Annotated in this window: 20 protein-coding genes and 1 other RNA gene; 6 read left to right on the top strand and 15 right to left on the bottom strand. The window is 51.0% G+C overall.

The annotated features are described in order from the left end of the window. Positions 1-260 precede the first annotated feature (260 nt). The 5 genes from dnaG to ACO0LH_RS24195 form a co-directional block, all read right to left on the bottom strand. Complete coding sequence (gene dnaG, locus ACO0LH_RS24215) at positions 261-2,054, bottom strand: DNA primase (protein ID WP_422943708.1); 1,794 nt, start codon at positions 2,052-2,054, stop codon at positions 261-263. A 36-nt stretch (positions 2,055-2,090) separates the two neighbouring features. Then, a complete protein-coding gene (locus tag ACO0LH_RS24210) occupies positions 2,091-2,537 on the bottom strand; it encodes a GatB/YqeY domain-containing protein (RefSeq protein ID WP_422943707.1) in 447 nt (148 codons plus the stop codon). 207 nt (positions 2,538-2,744) lie between these two features. Further along, positions 2,745-2,957, bottom strand: coding sequence for a 30S ribosomal protein S21 (gene rpsU / locus ACO0LH_RS24205; protein ID WP_005877634.1), 213 nt, complete (start codon positions 2,955-2,957; stop codon positions 2,745-2,747). 275 nt (positions 2,958-3,232) lie between these two features. Further along, the gene (locus tag ACO0LH_RS24200) at positions 3,233-4,429 is read right to left on the bottom strand and encodes an NAD(P)/FAD-dependent oxidoreductase (protein WP_422943706.1); all 1,197 of its coding nucleotides are present in this window, start codon (positions 4,427-4,429) and stop codon (positions 3,233-3,235) included. Between the two features lie 130 nt (positions 4,430-4,559). Next, positions 4,560-5,201, bottom strand: a complete 642-nt coding sequence (locus ACO0LH_RS24195; RefSeq protein WP_422943705.1) for a TetR family transcriptional regulator — start codon at positions 5,199-5,201, stop codon at positions 4,560-4,562. 392 nt (positions 5,202-5,593) lie between these two features. Between ACO0LH_RS24195 and ACO0LH_RS24190 the strand changes: the two genes are divergently transcribed. From ACO0LH_RS24190 to ACO0LH_RS24175, 4 genes are all read left to right on the top strand, one after another. Then, positions 5,594-6,256 (top strand): O-methyltransferase, encoded by a 663-nt coding sequence (locus ACO0LH_RS24190; protein ID WP_422943704.1) that lies wholly within the window; start codon positions 5,594-5,596, stop codon positions 6,254-6,256. Positions 6,257-6,292: 36 nt separating this feature from the next. Beyond that, the gene (locus ACO0LH_RS24185; protein ID WP_422943703.1) at positions 6,293-7,159 is read left to right on the top strand and encodes an SDR family oxidoreductase; all 867 of its coding nucleotides are present in this window, start codon (positions 6,293-6,295) and stop codon (positions 7,157-7,159) included. 178 nt (positions 7,160-7,337) lie between these two features. Continuing rightward, complete coding sequence (locus ACO0LH_RS24180) at positions 7,338-7,544, top strand: hypothetical protein (protein ID WP_422943702.1); 207 nt, start codon at positions 7,338-7,340, stop codon at positions 7,542-7,544. Between the two features lie 618 nt (positions 7,545-8,162). Further along, a complete protein-coding gene (locus ACO0LH_RS24175) occupies positions 8,163-10,436 on the top strand; it encodes a TonB-dependent receptor (RefSeq protein WP_422943701.1) in 2,274 nt (757 codons plus the stop codon). An 86-nt stretch (positions 10,437-10,522) separates the two neighbouring features. Here the strand turns inward: ACO0LH_RS24175 and ACO0LH_RS24170 are convergent, their stop codons facing one another. The 8 genes from ACO0LH_RS24170 to ACO0LH_RS24135 all read right to left on the bottom strand — a co-directional run bounded on the left by ACO0LH_RS24170 (position 10,523) and on the right by ACO0LH_RS24135 (position 19,576). After that, positions 10,523-11,050 (bottom strand): hypothetical protein, encoded by a 528-nt coding sequence (locus tag ACO0LH_RS24170; RefSeq protein WP_422943700.1) that lies wholly within the window; start codon positions 11,048-11,050, stop codon positions 10,523-10,525. 12 nt (positions 11,051-11,062) lie between these two features. Further along, complete coding sequence (ybiB, locus tag ACO0LH_RS24165; protein ID WP_422943699.1) at positions 11,063-12,070, bottom strand: DNA-binding protein YbiB; 1,008 nt, start codon at positions 12,068-12,070, stop codon at positions 11,063-11,065. Continuing rightward, on the bottom strand, positions 12,067-12,528 hold the full coding sequence (locus tag ACO0LH_RS24160; protein ID WP_422943698.1) for an EVE domain-containing protein: 462 nt from the start codon (positions 12,526-12,528) through the stop codon (positions 12,067-12,069). The genes ybiB and ACO0LH_RS24160 overlap by 4 nt, the downstream gene beginning before the upstream one ends. Before the next feature lie 116 nt (positions 12,529-12,644). Beyond that, positions 12,645-12,825, bottom strand: a non-coding RNA gene (ssrS, locus tag ACO0LH_RS24155) — 6S RNA. Positions 12,826-12,892: 67 nt separating this feature from the next. Further along, on the bottom strand, positions 12,893-13,204 hold the full coding sequence (locus ACO0LH_RS24150) for a cell division protein ZapA (RefSeq protein ID WP_422943792.1): 312 nt from the start codon (positions 13,202-13,204) through the stop codon (positions 12,893-12,895). A gap of 11 nt (positions 13,205-13,215) precedes the next feature. After that, complete coding sequence (locus ACO0LH_RS24145; protein ID WP_422943697.1) at positions 13,216-13,434, bottom strand: DUF904 domain-containing protein; 219 nt, start codon at positions 13,432-13,434, stop codon at positions 13,216-13,218. Positions 13,435-13,493: 59 nt separating this feature from the next. Continuing rightward, positions 13,494-16,805: a UvrD-helicase domain-containing protein gene (locus tag ACO0LH_RS24140; RefSeq protein WP_422943696.1), complete on the bottom strand. Its 3,312-nt coding sequence runs from the start codon at positions 16,803-16,805 to the stop codon at positions 13,494-13,496. Beyond that, positions 16,805-19,576, bottom strand: coding sequence for a PD-(D/E)XK nuclease family protein (locus ACO0LH_RS24135; protein WP_422943695.1), 2,772 nt, complete (start codon positions 19,574-19,576; stop codon positions 16,805-16,807). The genes ACO0LH_RS24140 and ACO0LH_RS24135 overlap by 1 nt, the downstream gene beginning before the upstream one ends. Before the next feature lie 279 nt (positions 19,577-19,855). Between ACO0LH_RS24135 and trxA the strand changes: the two genes are divergently transcribed. Continuing rightward, a complete protein-coding gene (gene trxA, locus ACO0LH_RS24130) occupies positions 19,856-20,182 on the top strand; it encodes a thioredoxin TrxA (protein WP_422943694.1) in 327 nt (108 codons plus the stop codon). A gap of 216 nt (positions 20,183-20,398) precedes the next feature. Next, positions 20,399-21,661 (top strand): transcription termination factor Rho, encoded by a 1,263-nt coding sequence (gene rho / locus ACO0LH_RS24125; RefSeq protein ID WP_162040410.1) that lies wholly within the window; start codon positions 20,399-20,401, stop codon positions 21,659-21,661. A gap of 141 nt (positions 21,662-21,802) precedes the next feature. On the opposite strand, the gene ACO0LH_RS24120 is transcribed toward rho, so the two are convergent. Further along, on the bottom strand, positions 21,803-22,387 hold the full coding sequence (locus tag ACO0LH_RS24120) for a hypothetical protein (protein WP_422943693.1): 585 nt from the start codon (positions 22,385-22,387) through the stop codon (positions 21,803-21,805). Between the two features lie 251 nt (positions 22,388-22,638). Then, a complete protein-coding gene (locus tag ACO0LH_RS24115; RefSeq protein WP_422943692.1) occupies positions 22,639-24,078 on the bottom strand; it encodes an efflux transporter outer membrane subunit in 1,440 nt (479 codons plus the stop codon). Positions 24,079-24,080: the final 2 nt, after the last annotated feature.

The following is a 24,080-nucleotide window of genomic DNA, read 5'->3' as shown; positions in this document are numbered from 1 at the left end:
GCCAGCGTACTTTACTCTAGCCCAAGACTGTGCCATATAGCGATTTACTGAATAAAAAATAGGCAGGTCAGGCGACTTCGCATACAGTTTGTGGCAATAATAACCACAATAATTTGCTAAATTTTTTAGCAAAACGGGTATTTTCCGGTTTTCCTGCTATCCAAGTTGTGGGCAAACCCTGCAAACACAAGTGCCAGGAAGAGGTCAGCCCTGCTTTCAGGTCGCACCATGGATTTCTTGAAAACAAGAATGTCAGAAAATTAACGATTTGCAGCTTCGGCCATAGCCTGCTGGCGAAGCTGCTCTTGCAATTGCATGATTTCGCGATAACGTGCCACATCTGCAGCTTCGCGCAAACCGCGCGCCGCCAAAGCTTCCATCTCAGAACGCAATACCTGTAGCCGAATCTGCCGTATGGCGCCGGCCAGTTCCAGCCTGACCATGTCCAGCTCTGTCTCGGTCTGCTCAGCCACTTCAGCAATCAAGGCATCAAAATCTGAGCCGGCTGCCCGCAACTGCTCAGCCAAAGCAGCAAATTGGGCAGTTTCACCCATGCTTTGCGCAATGCTTACCAATTGCCCCAGCATATCTGCCCCGTCAGGTGCCAATGTTGCCGCATCGGCCAGCACTCCGTCATCCAGCATGATGGCCAATGATGGGTGCGCGACCAATATACGGATAATTTGCCGCTCCAGACCAACCGGCGCGCTGCGCCTGGATTTTGGTGGGGCCACCTTGTGCCGTGCTACAGGCTGGCTTAAATCGAACATGGTTTCAATCTCTGCCGGCGTGGTCTGTGTTACCTGCGCCAGATTGCGCACCAGTTGCAAGCGCAAACCTGATGGTTGCATGGCTTGCAACAATGGCTTGGCGTCAAATTGGGTCCTGGCACGCCCTTCCGCGGTCGTCAAATCATTGTCGCCAATTGTTTCGCGCATGAAAAATTGCGATAAAGGCATGGCGTCATGGATTTCCTGCTCAAATGCGTCGGCACCAAATTCACGCACATAACTGTCAGGGTCGTGTTCCGTCGGCAAAAACAGAAACTTGATGACCTTGTCGTCATTCGCGTGCGGCAGGCAGGCATCCAGCGCACGCCTTGCGGCCCGGCGGCCAGCGCTGTCGCCATCAAAACTGAACACGACATGATCGGTCTGGCGCAACAGTTTTTGTACATGGGTCGGCGTACAGGCAGTACCAAGAGTTGCCACTGCCTGCGGAAAACCCATCTGTGCCAGCGCCACCACATCCATATAACCTTCCGTGACAAGTACATAGCCTGCTTCACGAATCGATTGTCGGGCCTCAAACAAACCGTACAATTCCAGGCCTTTCTGGAACAACGGTGTTTCTGGTGAATTCAGATACTTGGGTTCGCCTTGGTCCATGATGCGCCCGCCAAAACCAATCACCTGGCCCTTGGTATTGCGTATCGGGAACATGACGCGGTCGCGGAAGCGGTCATAACGCTTGCGGCCACCACCCTCTTCTTCACTTTTATCAATCACCAGACCAGCCTCAACCAGGGCAGGTATATTGTAGTCAGTGAATACACTGCGCAAACCATCCCAGGCATCAGGCGAAAAACCAAGACCAAAGCGCGCCGCGATTTCACCAGTCAAACCACGCTTCTTCAGATAAGCGATGGCCTGTGGGGCGGTGCGCAGTTGTTGCTTATAGTATTCACCAGCCTTGGTCATGACTTCAGACAGGGCCAGGCTTTTTGCCGTGACTTCGGCACGTTGCGCAGGCAACAGCCGGTCTTCTTCCGGCACGATCATGCCATTGTTTTGCGCCAGATCGCGTATCGCATCGACATAGCTGAGGCCGGAATATTCCATCAGGAAACCGATGGAACTGCCATGCGCCCCGCAACCAAAACAGTGATAAAACTGCTTGGTCGGGCTGACGGTAAAACTGGGGGATTTCTCGTTATGAAAGGGGCACAAACCCATGTAGTTTGCGCCACCCTTTTTCAACTGTACGTATTTACCCACCACGTCGACAATATCAACGCGGGCCAGTAAATCCTGTATAAAGCTTTGTGGTATCAAGGCAGGATGCCAGCAAATGACATAGGCGAATGCCTGTTATTTGGCCAAAGCAGCCTTGACCAGACCAGATACCTTGCCCATATCGGCACGGCCCGCCAGTTTTGCTTTCAATACATCAATCACTTTGCGCATGTCTTGCGGGCCGGCAGCACCAGTTTCTGCTACGGCAGCAGCGACAGCAGCCTGCACTTCATCATCAGACATTGCCGCTGGCATATAGACAGACAAGACTGCCAGCTCAGCTTTTTCTATATCTGCCAAATCCTGACGACCACCCGCCTCAAACTGGGTGATTGAATCTTTACGCTGCTTGAGCATTTTTTCTATGATGGCCAATACCATGCCATCATCAAGCTCGACGCGCTCATCCACTTCTTTTTGCTTCATCGCAGCCGTCAGCAAGCGGATAGTACCCAGCTTGACTGTTTCTTTGGCGCGCATGGCAGCCTTCATGTCGTCCGTAATTTGCTCTTTCAAACTCATAGCCTACCCCTGATTATTCAAATGATATATTTTGCATGAAAATCACATAAAAATACGTGCGCAAATCCATGTAAAACCCAGGCAATATAATGCCCGCGACAAAGACAACAAAGCCCGCTGCGGCTGACCGGAGCGGGCATGCAAACCTAAGCAGATAATGAACTGAACCGCGTTGCATCCAACAAATTGCCAGACACAACAACTGGATTAGTACATCTTCTTAGGCAATTGCTGACTACGAATACGTTTGTAGTGACGCTTGACAGCGGCAGCCAACTTGCGTTTGCGTTCTGCTGTTGGCTTCTCGTAGAACTCGCGAGCGCGCAATTCGGTCAACAGACCGGTCTTTTCGATAGTGCGCTTGAAGCGGCGCATGGCGACTTCGAACGGCTCGTTTTCTTTAAGGCGAATTGTGGTCATGTAAGTTCAAACCATGGAAAGATTATAGGAAGACCGAGATATTAACAGGAAAATTAAATTAATGGAAGGAAGTTGACTAAAACTTGCGCAAAAACTTAAGTACTTCTGGTTCTGTGTCTGATTTATGCCCAGTTCCAAACTGGAAAAAAGCATTCGAGGGCGGAGTATATTAAAAAACCTGTGCCGTGTCTTCAGAAAATAAATGATTTTTCAAAATACTGCCTCCCGGTACGGCTAAAACCACAAAACAACAACGCCGTCTCTATATGGATGAGTTAAATGGCCAGGCCTGCCGCCGAACCTGAGGCCCAGGCCCACTGAAAGTTATAACCGCCCAGCCACCCCGTCACATCGACGGATTCGCCTATAAAGTACAAACCCGGCACTTTATTGGCCATCATGCTTTGCTGCGACAATTCACGGGTATCGACACCGCCGCGCGTCACCTCAGCCTTGCGATAGCCTTCAGAACCATTGGGTATCAATTCCCAGCGATTCAGCCTTTCGCCTATCAGGCGCAAACGCTTGTCGGGCATGTCGGCGACCCGCGCGTCACCGGGAAAGCCATGCGCCGTCAACAAGCCATCTACCAACCGCGCAGGCAGGTATTGTGACAAATGATTGGCGAGGTTCTTCTTGATTGTAGTTTTGTTATTCACCAGATCCTGTGCAACATTCACTTCAGGCAAAAGATTGATGCGCAATGCCTGTCCTGGCTGCCAAAAGCTGGAAATCTGCAACACGGCCGGCCCGGACAAGCCACGATGCGTAAACAGCAAATCTTCGCGAAACACTGCTTTGTTCTTTTTTTCGCCGGTTTCTATATCCACTTCCAGGGAAATGCCAGACAGAGGCACGAATGGCTCCCAGGCTTTGGCATCAAAAGTTAGTGGCACGAGTGCCGGGCGTGGTTCTATGATTTTGAGACCGAACTGGCGGGCGATTTTATAAGCGAAATCCGTCGCCCCTATTTTGGGTATGGACAAGCCACCAGTAGCGATCACGACATTGCTTGCATTGATTTCCTGCCCATCGGTACGGATAGAGAAACCATTGTCAATTTGTTCCAGTTCTTCGACTTGACATGGCATGCGCCAGCTTACCTTACCCTTGTTACACTCGGCCTTCAGCATGGCGATGATGTCTTCTGCACTGTCATCACAAAATAGCTGGCCTTTGTGTTTTTCGTGCCAGGCTATCTGATACTGCTTCATCAAACCGAGAAAATCCTGTGGTGTGTAACGAGACAAAGCACTCTTGCAAAAATGTGGATTTTCAGAGAGAAAGTTATTCGGCGTCGCATGCAGGTTAGTGAAATTACAGCGTCCGCCGCCAGAGATACGGATTTTTTCTGCCAGACGACTGGCATGGTCAATTAATACCACTCGCTTGCCCCGTTGCCCCGCAACAGCGGCACACATTAAACCGGCGGCACCAGCACCGATCACGGCAAGATCAAATTGTTTGCTCATAGCATAGGCTTTCTGAAATTCAGGCGAGATTGTAGCGTATGGCCAGCCGATTTGATTTCACTCTATATGCATTGGAATTCTCAAAACCCCTTTCGTCACTTTAAGAAAGTGGCAATTCTTACACCCCGTCTTACCCGTTACCTGATTCCTGAAGGCCTTTCAGATAAGCGCAAAACATATCTGCCATGGCATCAGCATAGATCTTGATTTCTGCCTGCGTACGGCGCGTCCCTGAAAAACTGCTGCCCACAGTACTCAAGGTCGTCATAATTAAATCACCCGCAAGTGCACGCTTGGCCACAGATGTCTTGGGCAATACTTCTTCCATGAATATGTCGACTGTCCGGTCTGCTGATGCCCTGATTTGTTGCGCCTCCGGTGCATCACGATAAAGCGGGGCAGCATCGTTCAGGGCCAGACGCATTTCGGCTTCTTCACACTCTGATTTGATAAAGGCATGAACCAGCATGCGCAGGCGATCAAATGGCGGCTTTCTGGCATCTTCTAAAATACGGCGCTGCATCTCGGTGGTCTGTTGCCACTCTTCGGCTTGCAGTTGAAAAAGGATGGCTGCCTTGTTCGGAAAATATTGATAGACAGAACCAACGCTGACACCCGCCTTCTCGGCCACTCTCGCGGTGGTAAAGCGCGTCGCCCCTTCTTGCGCCAAAACCTGAACTGCGGCTTGCAGGATCGCCGTTACAAGCTCGGTCGAGCGAGCCTGTTGTGGTTGTTTTCTGGATGAAACCTGAGGACGGCGGCGGGTAGTCATAGTGGATTAAGAATTCAGAAGCTTCAGCAGCAATAATAGGGAGACAGCAATCCATCTTGTCATTATGCGATGAATCAGTCGCATCTTAACCCGAGCCGGGCTCCTACTCAAGCACTGCTAAAAAACCGAATTATTGCAAGCAATGCAATTTTATTCACCGCAACCTGAATCTAACACGAACAGGTACGCCCCCTAGCCTCATTTATGCTTGGCCATTGCTGGAATTCCCTCCTAAAATCAAGGACTTACGGTGTGGACTGGCATATGTGCGAATGCGAATCCCAATGCGAATAGTCAACGCGAATAATTAGTCGTATTATTTCTCTCAATGCGATTGATTCATCGCATTTTATTCAAGTGTCACCTGGCACCAATTAACATCGGAAATACCTATGACTACAACACTTACTTCCACCCCGCTTGCCCCCTTGCTTGATCGCCTGTTCAGGCAAGCCGATGCAGCGACCAGCCCGGCAATCGCCAGCATCTCACGCGAAGAACGTGAACGGCTCATGCATAGCAAGACAGAATATCTGAATTTCTATGGTCTTCTGAAAGACCTCTGGCTCCCGGTTTCACGCGAGACAGGCGCATTGCTTTACATGCTGGCACGCAGCAGCAATGCACGCAATATTGTCGAATTTGGCACCTCCTTTGGCATTTCTACTTTGCACCTGGCCGCAGCACTGCGCGATAACGGTGGCGGCCATTTGATCAGCAGCGAGTTTGAGCCCACCAAGGTGGTGCAGGCACGCGCGCATCTGAACGAAGGCGGCGTGGCTGATCTGGTCGAGATCCGCGAAGGTGATGCACTGAAAACACTGGCGATTGATCTTCCAGAGTCTGTCGACCTGTTATTGCTGGATGGTGCCAAGGCGCTGTATACCGACATCCTGATGCTGGTCGAAAGTCGCTTGCGCCCCGGCGCATTGATCATCGCCGACAATGCGGACTACAGCCCGGATTATCTGGCGTATATACGCTCACCCGGAAGTGGCTACCTGTCCCTGCCCTTTGGCGAAGACGTTGAGTTGTCGGTCTGGCTAGGTAGATAAATTTACACGAACCATTATTCATTTAGGAGATTTAACATGCACGTATTTGTAACCGGGGCAACCGGATGGGTAGGCTCTGCCGTAGTTCAGGAATTGATAGCCGCGGGTCATCAGGTGACGGGGCTTGCCCGTTCTGCCGAAAAAACAGCAGCGCTCGCTACGGCGGGCGCGAAAGTGGTGCTTGCCACGCTCGACGATCTTGACGTCCTGCGTACTGTCGCCGCCAGGGCCGACGCCGTCATCCACACCGCATTCAACCATGACTTTTCAAAGTTCATCGAAAATTGCGAACAGGATAGCCGTGTCATTGCAGCATTGGGAAGCGCCCTGGAAGGGTCAAGCCGTCCGCTGATCGTCACCTCAGGTCTGCTGGGAATGGAACGTGGGGCAAGCGAGCTGGACCTGCCCAGTCCGGGTTCTCCACGCAAATCGGAACCTAGCGCCCGCGCATTGGCGGAGCGAGGCATACGGGCAGCAACAGTCCGGCTGGCACCATCGGTTCACGGCCTTGGTGACTATGGTTTCGTGCCCCTGCTGATCCGCCTGGCAAAAGAAAAAGGTGTCTCGGCCTACCTCGATGAGGGCCAGAACTGCTGGTCTGGCGTGTACCGACAAGATGCGGCGCGTGTCTATTGCCTTGCGCTTGAACAAGGAGTGACCGAAGCGGTCTACCATGCTATCGCAGATGAGAGTATTTCTTTCAAAGCAATCGCGGAAATGATAGGCCAGCACCTTGGCTTGCCAGTCGAATCGCGGGATGCAGATCACTTTGGCTGGTTTGCCAAAATGGCGGGTGCAAATATGGCTGCCTCCAGTTTGCGTACACGGGAGTTATTAGGCTGGAAGCCCGAAGGCCCAGGCATGCTTGCCGATCTCGATCAGGAAGGCTATTACAGTGCCTGAAAGCGCACATGAATGAAAAGCCAATTTCATTGCTTAAATGACTTGGCAACGCGTTTGCGCTGTCAAGTCTTCTTGCCGCTGATCACGATTATATTGGTGGTGCCAGCAATGGCGTGAAGCAGGTCATTTAAGGAAGTTTCTGAACCCTGCTGCAATGCAGAAAAAATAGTTGAAAAACATGCGTTTCATCTATGCCGCAAGAAAAAATGAGAATGCCTGTGATTTGCCAGTCCAATGGCGCTACATGCTGCATAAATACACTTGGCAGATTTTTCAGGTGATCACTAGAAGAACAAAAAATCCATGCTCGCTTTTTTTTGCTTCAATCAAATCGCATAAAAAAAAGACCGTGAAAAGGCGCAAGAAAAAGTACGCAGGTTTTTAAATGAGACAATGTGAACAGTGAGTTTTGCAAAAAAAAACTGATCAATTCATACAAATGAACATGCTTTTATTGCAATTCAATCGCCAGAAAAATCTACTCGGCCCGATAAAAATTTGACGATAAAAAGATAAAAGATTTAGCTCTAGAATTATGACAAATATTTCAAAATGTTACCGATCCTCTCCTGATATATCCAGACCTTAAATATCCCCAAAAAAAGTCGTTAAAAACGGTCACTATTTGCAAAATTATTTTGCAAGTAAAACTGCATTTCTGAAAATCTTCCGCTCATTTTCCATTTTCAAACCGGGATAAATGCGGCTGAAAATTCCAGACGCACAAATACGATGCATTTGTCATAAATTCCAAACAGCAATACGGCTGTTTGATATATGCAACACATTCCAAGAAAATGCGGCAATTACTTTCGCCAAAATAAGTAATTCTTGACTTGTTTGCTGCCAAGAGAGATAACCGTTTTGCAGCCACGCAAACGATTACGCAAACGATTGCGAAGATGCTTGTAGTGAACTTTTAATTTCGCCACGCCCCATTTCAGGGATGGTGCAAAGCACCATTTCAGAACACCGTCGATTAACATCTCTTTGGGAACTTAACATGCGCAAAACTATTTCTCAGCAACTGCATAAAGGCGTCAGCCTGAGCGTCATCGCTTTGGCGGTCGCTGCTGCTTTTCCTATGCAGGCCGCCTGGGCGCAAGCAGCCAAGCCGGACGCTTCAAAAAATGATTCCACACAATTGGAAACTGTTATCGTCACAGCTAACCGCCGTGCTGAAAACATCAAAGAAGTCCCAATGTCGATTTCGGCAATCAAAGGCGAAGCGCTCGATACCTATAATGCCAGTGGTCAGGATATTCGTTTCCTGGCAGCACGCGTGCCCAGCCTGAATGTGGAATCCGACTTTGGTCGTTCTTTCCCGCGTTTTTATATCCGCGGCCTGGGCAATACCGATTTCGATCTGAATGCATCGCAACCAGTCGGTCTGGTCTATGATGATGTCGTGCAGGAAAGCCCGATGTTGAAAGGCTTCCCGGTATTTGACGTTGATCAGGTCGAAATTTTGCGCGGCCCACAAGGCACGCTGTTTGGCCGCAATTCCCCTGCCGGTGTATTGAAGTTTGACTCTGCCAAGCCTACCCGTCGTTTTGAAGGCTATGGCAATATCGGCTTCGGTAATAACAAGGCGGTCAATATTGAAGGTGCGGTCAACGTTCCTTTGAGTGACGACTGGGCAATGCGCTTTTCTGGTCAATCCCAGACGCGTGACGACCGCGTCACCAATCCACGTCCTACTGGCGAGAAAAATCTCGAAGGTTATCGCGACAACGCGGCACGCTTGCAATTCTCGTATAAGAATGGCGATTTCAGCGCGCTCGTGAATTTACACGGTCGTGATATGTCGGGCAATGCCACGTTGTTCCGCGCCAATATCATACAAAAAGGCACAAATGAACTGGTGCCGGGCTTTGATTACTCCACCTATCCAACGGATGGCCTGAACAAGCAGACACTGCAATCTTCAGGTGGCAGTTTGCGCCTGCGCTGGGAACTGCCAGGCATGAGCTTGCATTCCATTACTGCTTATGACAAGGCAAAATTCTATAGCCGTGCTGACGTTGATGGTGGCTATGGCGCATCGTTCGCGTCTACCATGGGCCCGGGCTTTATCCCCTTCCCTTCGGAAACCGCTGATGGCTTGCCTAGCCTGAAACAGATCACACAAGAATTCCGTGTTGAATCGAATACCAAAGATCCTTTGCAATGGATCGCCGGTCTGTATTATTTCAGCGAAGAACTGCAAGTTGACAGCTTCGATTTCAATTCCCTGGCACCAGGTAACCCACAAGATGGTTACGCAGTTCAACATCAAAATGCAAAGTCATGGGCCGCTTTCGGTACCTTGAACTATGCCGTTACTGATCAGTTCAAATTGCGTGGTGGCTTGCGCTATACCAGCGACAGAAAAGATTTTGACGCGCAACGCACATGGACACCAGGTACAGCCTTTGGCACACCAGGCACACCAGTGTTGAGAGCCAATCCATCAGCAACCAATATCAGCTGGGATATCGGCGCCAACTACACACTGGACAAAGCGACTTCCGTATTTGCCCGTATTGCCACCGGCTATCGCGCACCGAGTATCCAGGGTCGCGTTCTGTTCGGTGACAGCATCTCGGTCGCCAATTCAGAAAAGAACCTGTCCTTTGAAGCCGGTATCAAGAAAGATATCTTGGACAACACCGCACGTATCAGCGCAACTGTTTTCCAGTACACAGCCAAGGATTTGCAATTGACTGCAGGTAGCGGCGGCGTGAACCAGAACAAACTGGTGAATGCAGACAAAGCCGTTGGTCAGGGCTTTGAAATGGATTTGCAAGCCAACCTGAGCCGTAACTGGAAAACCACTTTGGGCCTCAGCTACAACGACACCGAAATCAGGGACGGCAAATTATTCGTCGCACCTTGCGGTAACGGCTGTACAGTCACCAACCCTGCAGGCCCGGTTGCTGGCACTGTGCTGATCGGCGGTAATCCATTGCCACGCGCACCGAAATGGGTAGGTAACTTCTCGCTGCGTTACTCCACACAAATCGGCGAAGGCACCCTGTATGCCAATACCGACTGGTCTTACAAAGACACCTACAATATGTTCTTGTATGAAGCCAAGGAATACAAAGCAAAATCCTTGCTGGAAGGTGGCGTGCGCGTGGGTTATATGTGGGCAGATGGCAAATATGAACTGGCTGCGTATGGTCGCAACATCACCAACAAGCAACAAGTCATTGCTGCGATTGACTTCAATAACCTGACAGGTATCTTGAATGAGCCACGCGCCTATGGCGTGCAATTCAAAGCCAACTTCTGATCATTGATTTGATTTGCTTTGATTGTTAGTCAAAAAAACGCCGGATATTTATCCGGCGTTTTTTATTTGTGATTTGTGGATTTGAATTAATTACGTATCCATTGCAGCATGGCGGGAAAAGCGGGCTTGGCTTCCTTGCTGGCACGTGCTTCTCCCAATGCCAGCCCGGCCCATTCCAGAAACGGCAACCCTATGAAATTCCCTGACTGGAAATTTTCTGTCAGCCAGGCTGAATCATCTTTGTAGCCATCCGCATGAAAAATATATTCCAGCGGCAAACCCAGTTCCATTGCAGCTGCATATGACCATAAGATAGCACCGATTTCTTCACCCTGGGTAGGCCAGTCTTCGCTTATCTGCGCACTGCCTATCAGTGCGCGCTGCGCTGCGGGCGTGACGGCAAGATGTCCCGCTTCATGCAAAATATCGCCCGGGTACAATAGCCTGCCATAGTCCACATAAATGCAGCCAGGCCCCAGATCAAGGCCGGGCAAAAAAGTCTGGTGTGTCAGTTCGCATTCAATGACAGCAATGCCAATTTGATTGATGAAGGCCAGTGCTTTTTGAAATTGTGGGTCGTTACGCTGATCTGCTATCTTCAAATCTGGCTCCATGGCAAATCCGGCTTATAGTCTCTGACGCAATTTTTCGGCAACAGCCATGCAATGCGCTACCTGCACAGCAATATTTTCAGGAATTGCCACCTCACCTGCCATGACGGCCTTGATCCATGATGCCGTACTGATAGCATTTATTGATTCAGGCATGGCGGCAACCTCGCCCAAAGCGGGCTGGGTTTCCAGTAAAGTTGTACATTCTCCCTGGTGGAACCAATCAATTTGCTGGGCCCGTCCGGTACTTGCTACGGTTTCACCTTCAGTACCACGCATCAAAAATACATCGCCAGATGCTGGAGGCGCGCAGCGGCTAAAATAATCCTGCAGCATTAAGAAATATTCCGGATGCGTGTAAGAACTGAGGCGCAGGGCTGGCTTGTCAAAAGGCTGCAATAGTTTTACCAGCGTATGGGTAGAGTTGCGTACCCCCAGTATGCGGCGCAGGCTCAGTAAATGTGCCATCGCAGGCGACAATACATCAATCGTCATGAAAGCAGGTAAGCCTTGCTGCATCTGCTCCAGTACCTGTTCTGCCGTTGCAACGGCAGGCATATCCAGCGCCTGAAATATCTCGGCTGTTGCCACCCTGCCCGCATCGGTGGCGACACCATGAACCAGTACCGGTACACCATGCCGCGCCAGCAACAAGGCCAGCAAGGCAGTCAGGTTGGCTTTCTTGCGCGCGCCGTTATAGGTGGGAATGACAACTGGTGCAAAGCGCGAATCAACTGGTGTCCGCATGGGCATGATAAATGGCTGCGCAGCTTCCATGAAACCGGCTATTTCTTCGATCGACTCGCCCTTGATGCGCATGGAAAGCAGGATGCCGCCCATTTCCAGATCCGACACGCGCCCTTCCAGCATGGCCGTGTACAGCATAGCGGCATCGGTTTGCGACATGCTGCGTGCGCCATCCTTGCCGCGCCCTATTTCCTTGATGAAACGGGCGGCGGCCAGTGGCGCGCTGGCTTCAGCAGAGGCCGTGGGACAAAGAGACGGACGCGGTAAGAATCTCAAACTTTTTTCTCCAGCAGCTTCTGTATGAAACGCCATTCTGGCGCAGTAACGGGGGTAATTGACAAACGGCTGCCTTTTTGCAGAACGGTCATCGTCTCCAGCTCAGGATAAGTCCGCAGTTCTGCCAGGCTTAACAGGCGTGTCTTGCGTTTGGCCTTGATATCCACCATCATCCAGCGTGGATTTTCCTGCGTTGCCTTGGGGTCAAAGTATTTGCTGTCTTTTTCAAACTGGGTGTGATCGGGATAAGCAGTACTGACGACCTCAGCCAGACCGGCTATGCCAGGCTCCGGGCAACTCGAGTGGTAGAACAATACGCCATCACCGACGCGCATACCATCGCGCATGAAATTGCGTGCCTGGTAGTTGCGCACGCCAAACCAGGGGATGCTGTCGATAGCCAGTACATCGTCAATGCTGATCTCGTCAGGCTCAGACTTCATTAACCAATATGCCATAGGACAATATTTGAAAAGTCAAAAGGAAATTGTCGCACATTTATCAATAGAAAATGCAGACAGATCATGCAGACGTAAAAAAACGGCTGTCATGAAAATGACAGCCGTTTCTGAATAAAGCCCCCACCGATGCCGCTATGCCGGCATCCTGAACCTGGGCGGTTCAAGTTGGCCACGGTCAGTTCAATTTCGGGTTCATCGGACTAGCGACGCTCACACCTATCGAACAATGTTCCACAGCCTATGCACATAAATGGTTCAAGGAATATATGACATTGGCGAACACGGCAGGGAATTAAAGTGTACCCCTAAATACCCCCATGCCGCCAGTTATTTTGATTAAATTAACTAATAAGTCCGCAAATCAGAATAGTTTTTCTTGTGGCGTCAGCGCATGGTCCATGGTTTCATGCATGTTGTTGATTTTCTGCTTCACTTCTGCCAGCGACATTCCGGACAAGGGGCCTTCCGGTGACTTGGTGGCCAACAGTTCGGTGGTCATGCTCAATGCAGCCATCACCGCTATCCTGTCATTGCCCTTGACCTTGGCCGCGTCGCGGATAGTAGTCATCTTGCCGTCAAGATAGGCGGCGGCCTCACGCAAGGCCCGGTCTTCACCCTCCTTGCAGCTTAATTTATAGCTTTGGCCCATGATGGAAACATCGACCTGTATCAGTTTTACGTCGCTCATGCGGCTTCCTTGTCATTGAGCACTTCGGCTGGCAATTGGGCCAGCAAGGCGGCCACACGGTCATGCGCCTGACGCATGCGTTGCTGTAAATCTGCATTTTGCGTCGTCATCGACGCCAGATCATTACGCAATCCTGCATTTTCACTGCGTAAGGCATGTGCCAGCTCGGCGAGCCGTGTCACTTTTTCTGCAAGCAATTCGAATTCGGAAATCATCGTGTCTATATGGTTAGGTACAGCAAGTTCAGCCGTTTATTATACGAGCAAATTTTCTCTCATAGCAGTTCTACCAGCCGCCCATCGCTTAAAATAAGGGCAGCGTGTATGCTTTTGTTAAAGAATACCTGCTTTAAGGCTTCTGCATAGGCAAATAATTGTGAACGATAGCCCGCTTCCTGCCCTGGCAGTAGCTGGCGCTTGTAGTCCAGTATCCAGACCGCATCGGCAAAAACTACCAACCTGTCCAGTCGCAACAGCTTTTGCTCGACCAGCAAATCCATCTCATTACGCGCATACAAAAAACCGGACGGATCGTAGAATTTTTGCAATTGCGTATTACTTAAAATATTTTCAGCCTGTTTTCGTATGGTTTGCGCAATCGTACTTGAACATGGCAACCAGGCTGCGATAGTTTCCACTTCAGGCAAAATATAAGGCCAGGTCTTCGCGTTATTGCTCAAACGCTCCATCAGGGTATGCAGGGCAATACCTTCCAGTTGTTCGTCACTGGAATCTTCCACTGCCACCACGACGGCGGGTAGTTGTGGGGGGTCATATACCGCCATATTAAACAGCACTTCATCGGCTTGACCAGTGACAATGCTCATATTTTCGGTATGCAATTCCCTGGCATTCTCCAGATAGCCATACCAGCTCGGCGTATGTTGCTTTTTGCCACTGACAACACCGCTGACCAGTAATATCTGCTTGGCGCGCGTGATGGCCACATACAGCAAATTCCAGTTTTCCTGGGCGGCCTGCATTTCTTCCTGTAAAAACAGGGCGTCTCTGGCGGCACCACGCTGGTCTTTTTTACCGAATACAGAAAAATGCCTTTTTTCATCCTTTTGCAAGGGCCACATGCACAGCACGCCAGTTTTGTCCTTGACTGACTCGCTATGATTTGCATCCAGCATGACGACGATTTTTGCTTCCAGGCCTTTGGCACTGTGTATTGTCAAAATCCGCACGGCATCAGCGGCGCTGTCGACGGCTGATTCATCAGGTGCATCACTATCGCCACCGCGTCGCAAGGCGCTTAAGGCAGCAATAAACTTCGGCAGACTGGGGTAGCGGCCACCATCAAGATTCAGGGCCAGTTCAGTAAAGCTATGGATATTCCCTGTCACTTGTGCACGCTGTGCGGCTGATACACATTGGGCGTAACGGGGCAACACTTCACCCTGGTGCAAAACCCGGTCAAGCAAATCATGCACTGGCAAATAATGAGAAGCATCCATCCACTGCCTGAGCAGATTGGCAGCGCGCTGCAAACATGGATAAGTATCATGCGAAGCAATGGCCTGCAAGCGCTTCCACCACGTCGCTTCTTCACGCTGGGCAAGCGCGATCAACTCTTCATCTGAGGCGCCAATGATGGGAGATTTCAATACATGCGCCAGCGCACGGTTATCACCGGGCGTCATCAGAAAATTCAGCAAGGCAATCAAATCAAGCACTTCCAGGGCATCGAGCAAACCACCGCGACGACTGGAAACAAAAGGGATACCGGCTTCACGCAAAGCCTTTTCATAGGCCGACAAATGTGTACGCCGCTTGACCAGCAGCATGACCTCACTCCAGCGAAAATCATCGGCGCCTTGCTGCTCGCGCAGAGCCAGCAGCGCCTGTGCAAGCTGACGCCCTTCTTCATAGCGCTGCTGGTTTTCCATTTCTTCCAGCGGTGTCGTCAATGAATTGCGCAATGGGAAGCGGGATGTCGCGCCAGCAGCTTCAACCGCTTCGCTTTCAGCGTCTTCAGGCAGTACCACATTTGAAATCAAGGGTAGCCGCCAGACTTCACCCTGTCCATCAGACGCCGTAGTCTGCGCTGAAAACAAGGGGTTGCCGCGCATGCTTTGGTTAAGAAGATCAACGATGGCTGGTGCGTTTCTGCGGGTCTGGTTGGTGCGCAATACTTTTGCGCCCTGCTGCGCCAGCATGTGCTTCGCAGCGACAAAAACCCGTGGTTCGGCACGGCGGAAACGGTAGATCGATTGCTTGGGGTCGCCAACCACAAACACACTGGGTTTGGAGGCATCATCCCCGTAGGCTTCCAGCCAGGCCTGGACAATACCCCATTGCAAGGGATTGGTGTCCTGGAATTCATCAAGCAAAATATGCTTGTAGCGTGCATCCAGGCGACTATGCAGGTAAGCGGCGTATTCTTCGTTGCTTAACAGGCGATAGGCTTGCCATTCAAGGTCAGCAAAGTCAAACACACGCTGGTCAGACTTCAGGCTTTGATAGCAATCCAGATAGGCTGCACCCACGATGAACAAAGCCTGATTGATCTGCAACACCATTTTTTCTGTACTACGTTTTTGCAGCAAGGCCAAAGCCTCGCTCAGCGCCAGGCATTCATCTTCAAAGGCACTTAGCTGGTCTGTGCCCAGGTGTTTTTCTATTGAAGTAACGAGTGCCTTGACCTTGGTGTTGTGCGAACGCGCCCCACCCTTGCTGTCCTGGAAACCACTGCACAGCAAATTGAAACTGTCCAGCGACGGCCCCTCTGTCAAACCCTGCTCTATCTTCACGGCATTGGCCTGATTCAGTTTCGAACCTTGCCCCAGAACACGGGCAACCAATGCAATGCGCTGATACAGGCCAGCATCTTCCCACAGACTTAACCTGGCATCAGTATGAGCGTCACGGCCACACAAATCCTGTAACCAGTCCAGTGGTGTTCCATCGTCAGAATGCTGATTGCTGGCCCACCATTCGGCACGCTTATCAAGAAATGCGTCTAGCATTTCGCGCGCATTGAAGTCGCCAACTGCCTCATACAGAAATAATAGTGCCTCCCTGATTTCTGCATGTTCATCTTTGGCTATCATCTGCATCAACTGGCCGTAAGCCTCACGCTGTATATCGCCACTGGCCTCGACTAGGCTAAAGCCGTGTGGCACGCCAGACGTCAACGGGGCCAGTTGCAACAAGCGCCCGAACCAGCTATGGAAAGTATCCATGGACAGCGATTGCGGGCTGGACAATACTTTTTCATATAAGCCACGGGCGACCGGCACCAACCGGGCCATATCAGCCTGGTCGACACCCCGCTCGCTCAGCAATTGCTGTACCTGTTCAATATCTGCGAGTGCCAGTTGATGCAGTAAATCCATCAGGCGTTCACGCATTTCCTGCGCGGCCTTGCGGGTAAAGGTAATGGCCAGCAGTTCTGCAGGTTCAGCGCCGGCCAGTAACAGGCGCAGCATGCGTGACACCAATAACCAGGTCTTCCCGCTACCGGCACAGGCTTCCACTACCACACTGTGGCGAGGGTCGCAGGCGGCTTGCGTAAAATGCTGGCTATCGCTGGGCATGCCATTGATTTCATAAGCATGTGCCGAAAATTCAGAGACCGTCATTACCAGGCACCTTTCCGGCACAGGCCGCGCATTTCACAATACTGACAACTGTTTTCTGTACCGTGTGCGGGCAAATCTGCGTCCTTTTGTATGGCGGCCATGCTGGTCTTGATGGCAAGTGCAAGTTCACTGACCCAGCGCTCGAAATCATCGGCATCGGCCTGCCCTGCCTTGCCCTGACTGAGTTCCAGCGCGACATAGGCGGCAGAACTGACCGGCAACTCTGTCAACAATCCGTAAAATGGCAATTGGTGGTCTTCCCCTTCTTTCAGGCGCTTGCGTAAATCCACGTTATTTTTTGTTTTATAGTCCAGCACCGCATATTCACCATCACGGCTTTTATCGATACGGTCTATACGACCTTTGAGGGTGATTTGTCCACCCGGCCATTCCAGTGTTTTTTCTGCCTTGATTTCACCCATGTCGAATTGCCAGCCCTGCTCTTCATGCGTCAGCAACCAGGCAATATAAGCGGGAATCACTTTTTGCCAGCGCACGCTATACGCGAGCGCCGCAGGGCTTTTTTGCAGTACGTTGGCAAAAAAATCTTCAGACACTGTCGTCAGCAACGCTTCTTTATGGACCCTATTTTGGGCCGACTCAGCTATTTTCAATTCTTCATGAAAACGTTTGAGAATGGCATGCAGCCAGTCGCCATAATCCCGTTTTTCCGGCATGTCGGACAGTTCATCCATGGCGCTCAAGCCCAGCATGCGTCCTGCAAAAAACTGGTAAGGGCACACTACCAGACTCGCATAGCCACTGGCAGATAAAGTCTGTGGCAACAATGCCCCCGCCGATGGTGCGGGCATCTGCTGCGAAATCATCGTCATGGTTTGCAGCGGCAACGACAAGGCTTGCGCTTTCAGCGCTGTTTGCTGTGTTCTTTCCAGACTCAGCCCCAGTTGCTCTATCCACGGGCTGACGGGATTATGTTCGCCATTCAGGCTACCCTGCCATGACAATACGACTTCAGGATTGGACAGCAATAATTCTGCAAAATCGCGCAACTGCTGGCGCTGCCTTGATTCTCGCGTTTCCAGTCCGCACTCGCGCCGGACTGCATTCGCAAAAAACAGGATTTCAGCCGCCTGTGAAGGCAGGTGCGCGGCATCCGCCCCGACCAGCAAAACAGCATCAAAGGGGCGCAGACGCGCACCGTTAAGCGGCAGCATGACGACGCGTTTGTCGCTATGCGCAAAAACGAAAGGTGTGCTCTCCATTTGCAGGTTCATCAGTGCGCGCCATTCGGCAAATGAAAAACTGGCCTTCATATCTTTGCAGGCATTCTGCATTTTTTGCAGGAGCTGGATAATTTGCGCGCCCGCAGCATCCGCCTGAAAAGCATTAAACATCGACAAGTCATACATTGCCTGCAAACTGATTTCGCTCCATTCAGACAAATTATGACGCCCACTGAAATTGGCAGCCTGCCGGGCAATCATGCGTAACCAGCGCCTTGCCTGATCGGTATCCCGTGCCTCACTTAAAGCGCCCAGCACGGCCTCCCAGCCGCCCAGGATATTCGCCCGGCGCAGCACGGTTTCTATGCGCATGACCAGATCAGCCTTGGCCTCATCTGCGCCAGTCAATGCCTGCGTTTCTGATGCAGTGTCATCTTGCTCTGCATCAGCGCCTTTCCACTGCAAATATGGCGACTTTAAAAAATCCAGCAAGGCCATGGTATCTGCACGCGTAGTGACCACTTCCAGCCAGGCAGCCATCGCAGCAGCAGCACGGGTGGTGGATAATTTCCAGCCAGTTTCATCAGCCACCATGACCTGTGCACGTTCCAGCAAGGCACGAATGCGGCGTGACACGACCCTGTCCTGGGCAATCACAGCCACATTCTGCTTGCCGGCCTGCAGCCAGGCAATAATAGTCTGTGCGCCTTGTACTGCCTCATCTTCAAGTGAGGCAGCACGGCATACACGTATATGTGAAGTATCGACATATTCAGTCAGCGCCTGCTGCTGGGCAGGGCTGGAAGCATCCTGCAAACCTGGCCAGGCATGGTAATAAGGTTGCGGCAGCATCTGGGCGCGCCAGTCCAGCGTCAATTGCAGGACGGCCTGTTTCTTCGCCCAGGCCTGCAAAAAACCCAGCTCCATGGGGTTGGCTTCTGTCGGGCTGATCCAGACCATGGGCTCAGTGGCCTGGCTGGCCAGTTGCAATAACTGCGTGTAACGTCTTACCTGCGGGTCATTACCGTCAAGCTGGCTTTGCCAGACAGACCAGACCAGTTGCGACTCTTCCGACAACAAAGCCTGCGCAGGCGTCGGCAATTGCGCCAGGGCGGTCTGCCAGCCACGTTCGAGTTTACCCTTGTCCTTACCCACACCAGGCAGCAAAACGGCCGTCAGCTCGTCTGACAGCGTCAGCAGGGTTTGTGCAAGGGGCAGCAAGTCAGTATTGCTGCGCGCGCCAAATAATTTCTTCAACCATGGGTGTTGCCGCAATTCTGCATACAGGCTCATCAGCCTTTCGCTGGCATCGTCAGATTCTTGCTGCACTGCATCAGGCGCCTGCATCTCCAGCAAGGCAAACAGGGTGTGCACACGTGGGGGGATGAAATTGCCCTGCAACAGCGCACCCATGGCTCTCAGGAACAGGTGGGCATGCTGATAGGTAGGTACGACCACCCTGACACCAGAAAAATCGCGCCCCTGCTCGCGCGCCCAGGCATTTTGGCGGGCTGCGCGCAAAAAAGCTTGCGCTGCCTGCGGCCAGAATGCAGGTGTGGCGGGTATCAGTTCGGACTGGAGCAACATAGAAAGGAAGTGGGATTTGTCTGCTAAGCAAGTATTCTATGCGACTGTCTTTGCAATTTGGCCTTAAGCATCACACTTTTTTTGAAAATAGGTTATTATCTGATGCATAGCTAACCACGCCTGACACTTCGTTGGTCATTTCATGATGTTGCACTGTTCAACACCATTGAATTAGTGCCTATCGCCCCCAGATTCAAATCAGAATGCGGCGCAGTCCGACGATCACCGACATTCAGTGGCGCTGTTACCCCTTAATTTTTCCCTCTCGACGAGGATTCCATGAGCGAAAACATCAAATATGTAAGCGATGCTTCATTTGAAGCAGACGTATTAAAATCTAGCGTACCAGTATTGGTCGATTTCTGGGCTGAATGGTGCGGGCCTTGCAAAATGATTGCCCCTATTCTTGAAGAAGTAGCCAAAGAATACAATGGCAAGATTGTTATCGCCAAGATGGACGTCGATGCCAATCAGGCAGTACCAGCCAAATTTGGTATCCGTGGCATCCCTACCCTGATTTTGTTCAAGGATGGTACTGCGGCAGCACAAAAAGTTGGCGCGCTGGCAAAAGGCCAATTAACATCTTTCATTGACAGTAATATTTAAGGTATTATTACGGTCTGAAACATGGCACACCGTAAGCAAACAACATTGCTTACGGTGTCAGCATTAGAGACATTTGCCCCAGATAATTATAAGTTACCCGGCAAAAGCAAATTTAGACCCAATTTAGACCAAGACAGAACCTCTTTCTATCCCGTTTATTCTGTAGTCCCTCCGTTCACTCCCCCACCCCCATAATCCCATCCCGGGACACTCACCATGCATCTATCTGAATTAAAGGCCTTACACGTATCCGCATTGCTGGAAATGGCCATAGGACTCGATATCGATAACGCTGCGCGTATGCGCAAGCAGGAATTGATGTTCGCGATCCTAAAAAAACGTGCAAAAGCTGGCGAACAAATTTTTGGCGATGGCGCCCTTGAAGTCCTGCCTGATGGCTTTGGCTTCCTGCGCTCGCCCGATGCCAGTTACATGGCGTCAACTGACGATATTTATATCTCGCCTTCGCAAATCCGCCGTTTCAATCTGCATACTGGCGATTCCATCGAAGGCGAAGTACGCACTCCCAAAGACGGTGAGCGCTATTTTGCACTGGTGAAGGTGGACAAGGTCAACGGCGAATCGCCAGAAGCCTCCAAGCACCGCATCCTGTTTGAAAACCTGACGCCGCTGCACCCGAACAAGGTATTGACACTCGAACGCGAAATGCGCGGCGAAGAAAATACCACCGGCCGCATCATTGACATGATTGCCCCTATCGGTCGTGGCCAACGCGGCCTGCTGGTAGCGTCACCAAAATCCGGTAAATCCGTCATGCTGCAACACGTGGCACACGCGATTACCACCAATCACCCTGACGTTACCCTGATCGTTTTGCTGATCGATGAACGTCCAGAAGAAGTGACCGAGATGCAGCGCTCAGTACGCGGTGAAGTGGTTGCTTCGACTTTCGATGAACCAGCCACACGTCACGTACAGGTTGCTGAAATGGTGCTGGAAAAAGCCAAGCGCCTCGTCGAAATGAAAAAAGACGTGGTTATCCTGCTTGATTCCATCACCCGCCTGGCACGTGCTTACAATACCGTCATCCCTGCTTCCGGCAAGGTATTGACCGGTGGTGTGGATGCCAATGCGCTGCAACGTCCAAAACGCTTCTTCGGTGCAGCACGTAATGTAGAAGAAGGCGGTTCACTGACCATCATCGCTACTGCCCTGATCGAAACCGGCAGCCGTATGGATGATGTGATCTATGAAGAATTCAAAGGCACAGGCAATATGGAAGTTCATCTGGAACGCCGCCTTGCTGAAAAACGCGTCTACCCAGCCATCAACCTCAACAAATCCGGTACCCGTCGTGAAGAATTGCTGATCAAGCCGGATCAGTTGCAGAAGATCTGGATCTTGCGCAAATTGCTGTATAGCATGGACGAAATCGAAGCGATGGAGTTCATCCTCGACAAGATGAAAGCCACGAAAAACAACGCAGAGTTTTTTGAAATGATGCGTAGAGGCGGATAAATCCCGCTCCTGTTTTCAGGCTGAAGAGCCGCCACTTTTGTGGCGGCTTTTTTATTGCCTGCTGTCCAGGCATGTGTCCAGTCCTAAAAAAAGCTGACCTTCCTGAGAAGGCCAGCTTTTTTACACGACGCGTTGTACTAATTAACCACGCACCTGATCATCCGTTTTTTCTTTGTGAATTTTTTTGGACTGGTGGTTTTCAGCATGCTGGATATTGTGTTGTTCAGCTACACCGATATGACCATTTTTGGCTGCGACAGCTTCTTTATGATCCACTTTTGCCTGGCCTTTTTCCAGCTTTGCCACTTCATGGTTGGTCAACTCACCTGACTTAACACCATTTTCCACACGCTGCTGCTGGTTCACGTTTCTTTGCACATCTGCCTGCATGCGCTTGCTGGACACTGAATTGGGGTTGCCTACCTGCGCATCGTGCTTTTGTGCATAGATATCAGCGCTGGCTTTATTCTGCATCCTGTCGATTTTGGTTTTCTCTTGCTGGTTCAATTTGCCATCTTTCAAGGCAGTGTGTTCTTCATGGGCAACGGCAGCCTGCTCACGTTCCAGCTTGCCTGCTTCCTTGGTCGTCAACTGACCCGATTTCAAACCGTCTTCTATGCGTGTTTGCTGGTTGACATTGCGCTGTACATCGCTGCTGACACCTTGTGCAAATACGGAACCTGTCAGCAAACCAGCCAATAACAAAGGAATGAATTTCTTGTTCATGATAGTGCCCTCATAAAGTTTTAAGATGATTGTCGTGCTAGTCACAGGCCTATAACGGCTTGGTAAAAAGGGACGATGACAGAAAATCTGTAAGAGAGCGTAACAAGCGTAAGCGTTGGCTTAAGTGTTGATTTGTGCGCTGATTTGAGTGTTAATTACGTCGTTCAATAAAAACAAGGAAAAAAAAAGGGCCGATTCTTTCAAATCGGCCCACACTGCTTCAGCTATTTTTCACCTGTTGGTTCAACAGTTTATTTACTGGCCAGGCTTTCAGGTTTGCTCCAGCCACCACCGACAGCTTTATAGATACTGACGATAGCGGACAGATGCGCACGCTTGGTATCGATGAGACTGGACTGCGCCTGGAATAAATCCCTTTGCGCATTCAGAACTTCAAGGTAGCTGCTATAGCCGTTTTTGTAGCGCAGATCTGCCAGCCGCAACGAGTCTTTCAAAGCGACGACACGACGTTCACTGGAAGCATTAACCTGCTCGTTCGCCTCCGTGTTATTAAGCGCGTCATGCACATCACGGAAAGCCCCTTGCACGGCTTGTACATACTGCGCCAGCGCCTGGGTCTTGCGTGCTTCAGCGCCCGACACGACCGCACCAATCGCACCGGCACGGAATATCGGTTGTGCCAGGTTGGCACCGAGGTTCCATAACAGGGATGCCGGGTTCAGCAAATCCTGGAAAACGCGGGATTCATAACCGGCTGTGGTGGTCAGCTTCACGCTGGGGAAGTACTGTGCCTTGGCCTGACCGATATCGGCATTTGCCGCCACCAGGTTTTGCTCAACCGCCAAAATATCAGGACGACGGTTCAGCAAATCAGATGGCAGATCTGATGGCATGCTCAGTTGCTGATACAAACCGTCTATTGCATTGCCGCGCGCGATGACAGGATTTGTAATCGCGGTAGCAGAGCGCCCCAGCAATACAGCCAGTGCCGATTCACTATTCGACAAAGCCTGTTTGGCCTGAGCATAACTGATTTCAGCAGCCGCAGTTTCTGAATCAGCCACATGCAAATCCAGGTCACTGGAAGCACCGGCATTCTGGCGCTTCTGTTGCAGACGCAGGTTTTCCTGACGGGTTTTTAGTGTCGAGTCAGCCAAAGCCAGTTGTGCGTCATTGGCGCGCAAGCTGAAATAGCCTTGGGCGATATTGGCATACAAGGTGCTTTGTACCAGGCCACGATTGGCTTCTTGCGACAACAGACGGGCACGTGCGGCTTCATCTGCACGCGCAAGCTTGCCCCAGAAATCAATTTCGTAAGAAGCGGTCAAGCCAACCTGAAAGTCCTTGCTGATAGGGTTGACGCCAGTACCTAGCTTGCCTGCGTTTTCGCTGGTACGGCTGCGCGCACCTGAAAGCGTGCCATCCACCGTCGGATAACGATTGGAGTTTGCACCAATTGCCAGCGCACGCGCTTCTTCTATACGCCCTGCTGCCAATACCAGATCCTGGTTATTGGCGGCGGCCTCATCCAGCAAGCTATTGAGTACAGGGTCCTGAAAACTTTTCCACCAGTTGATGTAATCCACTGCTGCCACTTTGTTTTTTGTGGCAATCGCAAAGCTGGCTGGTGTTTCCAGTGCTGGCCTTTGATAATCGGGGCCAACCGATGCACACCCGGCCAGCACCAGGCTGGCGGTGAGTGTGCTTAAGACAATTTTATATCCAGACATTA

This window comes from Undibacterium sp. TJN19, assembly GCF_049339485.1.
Classification (GTDB): Bacteria; Pseudomonadota; Gammaproteobacteria; order Burkholderiales; family Burkholderiaceae_D; genus Undibacterium.
The sequence above is the reverse complement of the archived record's forward strand: the minus strand, read 5'-3'. Positions and strand labels throughout refer to the sequence as shown.

Coding starts and splice junctions, on each gene's coding strand:
- ACO0LH_RS24115 (WP_422943692.1), bottom strand. CDS start 24,078: ATGTCTGGATATAAAATTGTCTTAAGCACACTCACCGCCAGCCTGGTG.
- ACO0LH_RS24210 (WP_422943707.1), bottom strand. CDS start 2,537: ATGAGTTTGAAAGAGCAAATTACGGACGACATGAAGGCTGCCATGCGC.
- ACO0LH_RS24160 (WP_422943698.1), bottom strand. CDS start 12,528: ATGGCATATTGGTTAATGAAGTCTGAGCCTGACGAGATCAGCATTGAC.
- ACO0LH_RS24170 (WP_422943700.1), bottom strand. CDS start 11,050: ATGGAGCCAGATTTGAAGATAGCAGATCAGCGTAACGACCCACAATTT.
- rpsU (WP_005877634.1), bottom strand. CDS start 2,957: ATGACCACAATTCGCCTTAAAGAAAACGAGCCGTTCGAAGTCGCCATG.
- ACO0LH_RS24140 (WP_422943696.1), bottom strand. CDS start 16,805: ATGACGGTCTCTGAATTTTCGGCACATGCTTATGAAATCAATGGCATG.
- ACO0LH_RS24195 (WP_422943705.1), bottom strand. CDS start 5,201: ATGACTACCCGCCGCCGTCCTCAGGTTTCATCCAGAAAACAACCACAA.
- ACO0LH_RS24145 (WP_422943697.1), bottom strand. CDS start 13,434: ATGATTTCCGAATTCGAATTGCTTGCAGAAAAAGTGACACGGCTCGCC.
- ACO0LH_RS24185 (WP_422943703.1), top strand. CDS start 6,293: ATGCACGTATTTGTAACCGGGGCAACCGGATGGGTAGGCTCTGCCGTA.
- ACO0LH_RS24120 (WP_422943693.1), bottom strand. CDS start 22,387: ATGAACAAGAAATTCATTCCTTTGTTATTGGCTGGTTTGCTGACAGGT.
- ACO0LH_RS24135 (WP_422943695.1), bottom strand. CDS start 19,576: ATGTTGCTCCAGTCCGAACTGATACCCGCCACACCTGCATTCTGGCCG.
- ACO0LH_RS24175 (WP_422943701.1), top strand. CDS start 8,163: ATGCGCAAAACTATTTCTCAGCAACTGCATAAAGGCGTCAGCCTGAGC.
- rho (WP_162040410.1), top strand. CDS start 20,399: ATGCATCTATCTGAATTAAAGGCCTTACACGTATCCGCATTGCTGGAA.
- ACO0LH_RS24190 (WP_422943704.1), top strand. CDS start 5,594: ATGACTACAACACTTACTTCCACCCCGCTTGCCCCCTTGCTTGATCGC.
- ACO0LH_RS24200 (WP_422943706.1), bottom strand. CDS start 4,429: ATGAGCAAACAATTTGATCTTGCCGTGATCGGTGCTGGTGCCGCCGGT.
- ACO0LH_RS24180 (WP_422943702.1), top strand. CDS start 7,338: ATGCGTTTCATCTATGCCGCAAGAAAAAATGAGAATGCCTGTGATTTG.
- trxA (WP_422943694.1), top strand. CDS start 19,856: ATGAGCGAAAACATCAAATATGTAAGCGATGCTTCATTTGAAGCAGAC.